This window comes from Martelella sp., from assembly GCF_984369615.1.
Map to the genome: position 1 here is coordinate 1 of NZ_CFHTCS010000269.1, position 6,137 is coordinate 6,137.

At 65.3% G+C, this 6,137-nt stretch carries 7 protein-coding genes; 5 read left to right on the top strand and 2 right to left on the bottom strand.

Features of this window, described 5'->3' with window-relative positions; all coding sequences use genetic code 11:
- Both AC5DC2_RS17775 and AC5DC2_RS17780 read right to left on the bottom strand, forming a co-directional pair.
- Nucleotides 1-326: SIS domain-containing protein (locus AC5DC2_RS17775; RefSeq protein ID WP_491699437.1), on the bottom strand; the 326-nt coding region annotated here is incomplete at its 3' end.
- 25 nt (nt 327-351) lie between these two features.
- Nucleotides 352-1,101 (bottom strand): GntR family transcriptional regulator, encoded by a 750-nt coding sequence (locus tag AC5DC2_RS17780; RefSeq protein ID WP_491699438.1) that lies wholly within the window; start codon nt 1,099-1,101, stop codon nt 352-354.
- Nucleotides 1,102-1,252: 151 nt separating this feature from the next.
- On the opposite strand from AC5DC2_RS17780, the gene AC5DC2_RS17785 reads away from it, so the two are divergent.
- From AC5DC2_RS17785 to AC5DC2_RS17805, 5 genes are all read left to right on the top strand, one after another.
- On the top strand, nt 1,253-2,173 hold the full coding sequence (locus tag AC5DC2_RS17785) for a LysR family transcriptional regulator (protein ID WP_491699439.1): 921 nt from the start codon (nt 1,253-1,255) through the stop codon (nt 2,171-2,173).
- Between the two features lie 120 nt (nt 2,174-2,293).
- Complete coding sequence (locus AC5DC2_RS17790) at nt 2,294-3,793, top strand: ABC transporter substrate-binding protein (protein WP_491699440.1); 1,500 nt, start codon at nt 2,294-2,296, stop codon at nt 3,791-3,793.
- Nucleotides 3,794-3,813: 20 nt separating this feature from the next.
- Nucleotides 3,814-4,776 carry an ABC transporter permease gene (locus AC5DC2_RS17795; RefSeq protein WP_491699442.1) on the top strand — a complete coding sequence of 321 codons (963 nt, stop codon included), beginning with the start codon at nt 3,814-3,816 and terminating at the stop codon, nt 4,774-4,776.
- Nucleotides 4,773-5,591, top strand: coding sequence for an ABC transporter permease (locus AC5DC2_RS17800; protein WP_024709365.1), 819 nt, complete (start codon nt 4,773-4,775; stop codon nt 5,589-5,591). The genes AC5DC2_RS17795 and AC5DC2_RS17800 overlap by 4 nt, the downstream gene beginning before the upstream one ends.
- On the top strand, nt 5,588-6,137 hold a 550-nt coding region (locus AC5DC2_RS17805; protein ID WP_491699441.1), incomplete at its 3' end, for an ATP-binding cassette domain-containing protein. The genes AC5DC2_RS17800 and AC5DC2_RS17805, both read left to right, overlap by 4 nt.

Genomic DNA, 6,137 nt, shown 5'->3' on the forward strand with positions numbered 1-6,137 from the left:
GCAAGCGCGACGATATCCGGACTTCTGCCCGATTGCGAAATGGAGATCGCCGCCGCCGAGCCCATCTTCAGCGGCGCGTCATAGATCGAGGCGAGCGAGGGGCCGAGCGAGGCGACCGGCACGCCGGTCGTCAGCTCGATCGCGTATTTGAGGAACAGCGCCGCGTGATCGGAAGAGCCGCGCGCGACCGTGACGACGACGCCGGGATCCTTTTCGGCAAGCGCCTTGCCGGCCCGTTCGAAGGCCGCGCCGCTGCCATCCAGAAGCCGCGCGGCGGCGGCTGGAATTTCTTCGATCTCTTGGCGCATATGGGTCTTGTCGGTCATCGCTGGGTCTCTTTTTTGCATCGCCTCAGCCCTCTTCGGAATAGGTCAGCTCGGCGACTAGGTCGTAAATATCGCTTCGATAGAAGGATCGGGTGAATTCTATGGCGCGGCCCGCGGCATCAAATCCCGTGCGGTTGATCGCCAGCGCCGGCGCGCCGGCGGCAACCTCCAGAAGCCCGGCCTGCTCATCGGTCAGGATGGTCGCGGTGATACGTTCATCGGCCCGTTGAAGGCGAATGCCGCGTTCGGTAAGCGCGGCGTAGAGCGACGGGCCGATGGCTGCCGGCGCCTCCAGGATGTCGCCCGGAAGCGCCGTGTATTCGAGCGCCATCGGCCGGTCATCGGCAAAACGGATGCGGCTGAGGCGCGCGACGCGCGCGCCCGGCGCGATATCGAGCGCTTCCGCCTCTTCGGCCGATGCCGGCTGAAGCGCGCGTTCCAGCCAGAACGAATGCGGCTCCATGCCCCGCGCCTTCATATCCTCGGTGAAGGATGTCAGGCGCTTGAGTTTCTGTTCGATGCGGACGGCGGGACGGGCGACGAAGGTCCCCGCCCCGCGCCGGCGGTTCAGAATACCCTCGCCCGTCAGTTCGGCAATCGCGCGGCGAACCGTGACCCGGCTGACGCCGATCCGCACGGCAAGATCGCGTTCCGGCGGCAGAGCGGCGCCGCCCTCGAGCGCGCCGCGGGCAATCGCCGCGCGGATACCGGCCTTCAGCCGCCGGTAAAGCGGGCCTGTTCCCGAAAGGTCAATGTCATCGAACAGCGCCTGCATCTTGCACCTGATTCATCCTTCCCAAAACTAATACCAATCAGATACCAAATTGCAAGCCATGCCGGCTGCGAAAGCGCGGGAACAGCCATGGCGGGGCTTGCGGTCCGGCAGATGACCGGCTCATATGGAAAAATTCGAACGGGAAGGACGCATGCAGCTACAGGCCATCATCTATTTCAACGAACTTGTGCGCTCGCGCTCCATCCGCCAGGCCGCCGAGGCGCTCGGCGTCTCGCCCATGGCCGTCAGCCGCCAGCTCGAAAATCTCGAGGCCTATTTCGATGCGCCGCTGGTGGAACGCGGCGCGCGCGGGATCGTGCTGACGGCGGCAGGCGCGCTTCTGGCCGAACGCACGCTCGGCGTCATCCGCGACCTTGAAAGCGCCCGGCAGGTGATCGACGACCTGCGCGACCTGAAGGCCGGCCATGTTTCGCTTCATGTCAACGGCGCGGTGATCAGCGCGATCCTCGCCCCGGCGCTCGCGGAATTCTATGCACTCTACCCCGCGATCTCGATCGCGGTCACGGTCTCGTCCGCCGAGGCCGCGATCCGCGCCGTTGCCGCCGGCGAGACCGATCTGGCGGTGACGATGTTTTCGCCGAAGGACGGCGAAACGGAGACGCTGATCGAACTGCCCGTTCTGCACCAGCCGGTGATGGCGCCCGACCATCCGCTCGCCGCGGAGGCGACGGTGACGCTCGCGGCCATACGCGACCATGCCGTGGCCATGCCGGATCGCGCCTTCAGCATTCGCCGCGATTTTGACGCGCGCCAGCGCGCCGCCGGGCTTGAGCCGATGGCCGCGACCTTCGAGACCTCCTCGCTGGAACTGCAGAAGGAACTGGCGCGCAGCGGCGCCGCCGTCCTCATCCTGCCGGCCATGACGGTGGCGCGCGAAATCCGCGAAAAGGCGCTCATCGTCCGCCCCTTCGAGAAACGGGCCGAGATCTCCACGGACATCAGGCTGGTCCGCCCGGACGGTCCGACGCCGACTTTCGCGGCGAAACGCCTTGCGGACTTCCTGAGGACCTTCCTGCGCGCCCATGACAGACGCGTTCAGCCGGGGGACTAAGGATGTCAGTGAAACGATTATCGTTACACATACAATGTTTTTCATGTTAACTGTTTACACTTCATTCCCGGGCGCGGTATAGACCCTCCCAGTTCGATCCACGGGAGAGGATTTTAGACCATGAACAAACGTTTCGGCGCCCGCGCCCTACTTGCTGCCTCCGTCTTTACCGGCCTGATCGCCGGCGCGCCGGCCTTCGCCAAGGCGAAGACGGACCTCGTGCTCGCCATGAGCACCGAACCGACAGGACTCGACCCGACGGCCGCAGCCCCCGTCGCCATCGGCCAGGTCGTGTGGCAGAACGTCTTCGAGGGTCTGGTCGCCATCAACGAGGACGGCGGGATCGTGCCGCAGCTCGCAAGCGCTTGGACAGTCTCCGATGACGGCCTGACCTACACATTCAACCTTCAGGACGGCGTCACCTTCCACAATGGCAAGGCCTTCGATGCCGAGACGGCGAAGTTTGCGATCGACCGCATCCTCGCCGAAGGCTCCGTCAATCCGCAGAAGGCGCTCTACAGCGCAATCGAGAGCGTGGAAACGCCTGACGCCGATACGCTCGTGCTGCATCTCTCCCGGCCCGCCTTCGACCTTCTCTACTGGCTCGGCTTTCCCGCCGCCGTGATGGTGGAGCCGACGAGCGTCGAGACAAACGCCACCGACCCTGTCGGCACCGGCCCCTTCGCTTTCACCGAATGGCGCAAGGGCAATGAGGTGAAGCTTTCCGCCTGGCCCGATTACTGGGGAGACAAACCGGCGCTCGAGAAGGTCACATTCCGCTTCATCGCCGATCCGCAGGCCCAGGCCGCAGCCCTCAATTCCGGCGGCGTCGACGCCATTCCGGAATTCACCGCGCCCGAACTCGTCAGCCAGTTCGAGACCAAGGACGCCTTCGAGGTCGTGCCCGGCACCACCGGCATGGAGGTCGTCGCCGGCATGAACAATGCCGAGCCGCCCTTCGATGACGTCCGCGTGCGCCGGGCGCTGATGATGATGCTCGACAGGCAGGCGATCGTCGAGGCCGCCAATTCCGGCTTCGGCACGCCGATCGGCAGCCATTTCTCGCCATCGGATGCCGGCTATCAAGACCTGACCGGCGTTCTGCCCTACGACCCGGAGAAGGCAAAGGCGCTTCTGGCCGAGGCCGGCTATGGCGACGGGCTTTCCTTCACCATGAAGGTTCCGAACCGCACCTATGCCGAGCGCGCGGCGGAAATCATGCAGGCCTATTTTGCGCAAAGCGGCGTGACGATGACGATCGAATCCTCCGAATTTCCGGCAACCTGGATCAAGGACGTGTTCAAGGATACGAACTACGACATGACCATTATCGGCCATGCCGAGCCGCTCGATATCGGCATCTATGCCCGCCACCCCTATTACTTCAACTATGACAACCCCGCCTTCGACGCGACCATGGCCGAAATCGCCAACGCAACGGACGAGGGCACGCGGCTTCAAGGCTACCGCAAGGCCCAGGAAATCCTCGCCGAGGACGTGCCGGCGCTCTTCCTTTACGCCTGGCCCAAGATCGGCATCTGGAAAGCCGGGCTGGAAGGCATGTGGAACAACGAGCCGGTGCCCTCCAACGATGTGACGGACGCCCGCTGGAGCGAATAGACGTGGCGCAAGCCCCAGGCATGCATCAACGGGCAAGAGGCGCGCCGGCACGGCTGGCGCGCCGTTTCGGCTTTCTCGTGGCAAGCCTTGTCGCCGTCTCCTTCGTTATCTTCGCGGTGATGGCGGCCGTGCCGGGCGATCCGGCGGAGATCATGCTCGGCACATCCGCCGCACCCGACACGCTTGCAGCGCTTCGCCACCAGCTCGGCCTCGATCAACCGTTCCTCCTTCGCTATTTCGATTGGCTTTCAGGCGTTCTGACGGGCGATCTCGGCAAATCCTACACCTATTCCACACCAGTCGGCACGTTGATCGGCGAGCGGCTCGCCGTCACCCTGCCGCTTGCCGGGCTTGCCATTCTCCTCTCGCTCGCCGTCTCCGTGCCGCTCGGCGTGCTCGCCGCCGCCCGCCCCAATGGCCCGGTCGATCTCCTTGCCGCGCTCTTCGCCCAGATCGGCATTGCGGTGCCCAATTTCTGGATCGGGCTGCTGCTGATCCTCGGCGTGGCGCTTACCTTCGGCTGGTTTCCGGCCGGCGGCTTTCCGGGTTGGGAGGCGGGCATTCTTCCGGCTCTCAACGCGCTGGCGCTGCCCGCGATCGCGCTCGCCATACCGCAGGCCGCAGTGCTGACAAGGGTGACTCGGACCGCCGTGATCGAACTGACCGACGAGGATTTCGTGCGCACCGCCCGCGCCAAGGGCGCGACGCCCGCCTACGCGCTCTGGCGTCATGTGGTGCCGAACGCGCTGATCCCCGTCGTCACCATGCTCGGCCTGCAGATCTCGGTGCTGGTTGCCGGCACGGTGCTGGTGGAAAACGTCTTCGCCCTGCCGGGCATGGGCACGCTCGCCTATCAGGCGCTGGCCCAGCGCGACCTGATCGTGGTGCAGAATGTCGCTCTTTTCTTCGCGGCGATCGTCATGGGGCTGAACTTTGCCGTTGACGCGCTCTATGCCGTCATCGATCCGAGGTTGAGACGATGAGGCGGTTGCCGCTCTCCCTGCTCGTCGGAGGCGCGATAACCGCGCTCTTCGTGACGACGGCAATTCTCAGCCGCTTCTGGACGCCGGCCGATCCGACCATGATCAACATTCCGGCGCGGCTGAAGCCGCCAGGTCCTGGCGGTCTTCTCGGCGCCGATCACTTCGGCCGGGACGAGGCTTCGATGATCATGGCGGGCGCCTGGACCTCGCTCAGCATCGCCTTTTCCGGGGTGCTGGTCGGCGGCGTTCTCGGCATCGCCCTTGGCACGGCAGCCGCTGCCATGCGCGGCCGTTTCGAGGCCGTGGTCATGCGGGTCAATGACGTGATCTTCGCCTTCCCGCCGGTGCTCTCGGCACTTCTTCTGGCAGCCGTCCTTGGCGGCGGACCAAAAACGACAATCACGGCCATCGCCCTCTTCATGGTGCCGGTCTTTGCCCGGGTCACGCGCGGAGCCGCCTTGCAGATTGCCGCCCGCGACTATATCCTCGCTGCCCGCATGGCCGGGAAATCCGGCCTGCGCATCACGCTCGAACATGTGCTTCCGAACATTGCGGCGCAGATCATCGTGCAGTTCGCCATCCAGACGGGGCTCGCGATCCTGACGGAAGCGGGGCTTTCCTTTCTCGGCCTCGGCGTATCGCCGCCGACGCCCTCCTGGGGCCGGATGCTGGCGGAGGCCCAGACATACCTGGCTGCCGCCCCGCATATGGCGCTAGCCCCGGGGCTTGCGATCTCGCTTGCCGTTCTCGGCCTCAATCTTCTGGGCGACGGGCTCGGCGAGATGGCCGACCCGCGCCGGAGGAATGGCCGATGATGCTGGAGATCGAAAGGCTGAAGGTAGCGTTCAGGCCCCGTGAGGGCGAACGCGCTGTGCTTCACGGCATCGACCTTTCGCTTGCACGCGGCGAGACGCTGGGCGTTGTCGGGGAAAGCGGCTCCGGCAAATCCATGCTGGCGCTGGCGACGATCGGACTACTGCCGCGCGGCGCTTCGGCCTCCGGGGCAATCCGCCTTTTCGGCGATGACCTTCTTTCGCTTTCCGAACGGCAGATGAGCGCGATCCGGGGCGAGAAGATCGGCATGATCTTCCAGGAGCCGATGACTGCGCTCAACCCGGCCATGACCGTCGGCAGCCAGATCGCCGAGGCCTTGCGCCTTCATCGCGAAATTTCCCGCGGAGGTGCGCGAAGCGAAGCGCTTCGCCTGATGGAGATGGTGCGGATCGCGAGAGCCCCGGACAGGACAAAGGCCTATCCGCACGAACTTTCCGGCGGAGAGCGCCAGCGCGTCGGCATCGCCATCGCGCTGGCGCTGAAGCCGGCGCTGCTCATCGCCGACGAGCCGACCACGGCGCTCGACG

Coding starts and splice junctions, on each gene's coding strand:
- AC5DC2_RS17800 (WP_024709365.1), top strand. CDS start 4,773: ATGAGGCGGTTGCCGCTCTCCCTGCTCGTCGGAGGCGCGATAACCGCG.
- AC5DC2_RS17790 (WP_491699440.1), top strand. CDS start 2,294: ATGAACAAACGTTTCGGCGCCCGCGCCCTACTTGCTGCCTCCGTCTTT.
- AC5DC2_RS17785 (WP_491699439.1), top strand. CDS start 1,253: ATGCAGCTACAGGCCATCATCTATTTCAACGAACTTGTGCGCTCGCGC.
- AC5DC2_RS17780 (WP_491699438.1), bottom strand. CDS start 1,101: ATGCAGGCGCTGTTCGATGACATTGACCTTTCGGGAACAGGCCCGCTT.
- AC5DC2_RS17795 (WP_491699442.1), top strand. CDS start 3,814: ATGCATCAACGGGCAAGAGGCGCGCCGGCACGGCTGGCGCGCCGTTTC.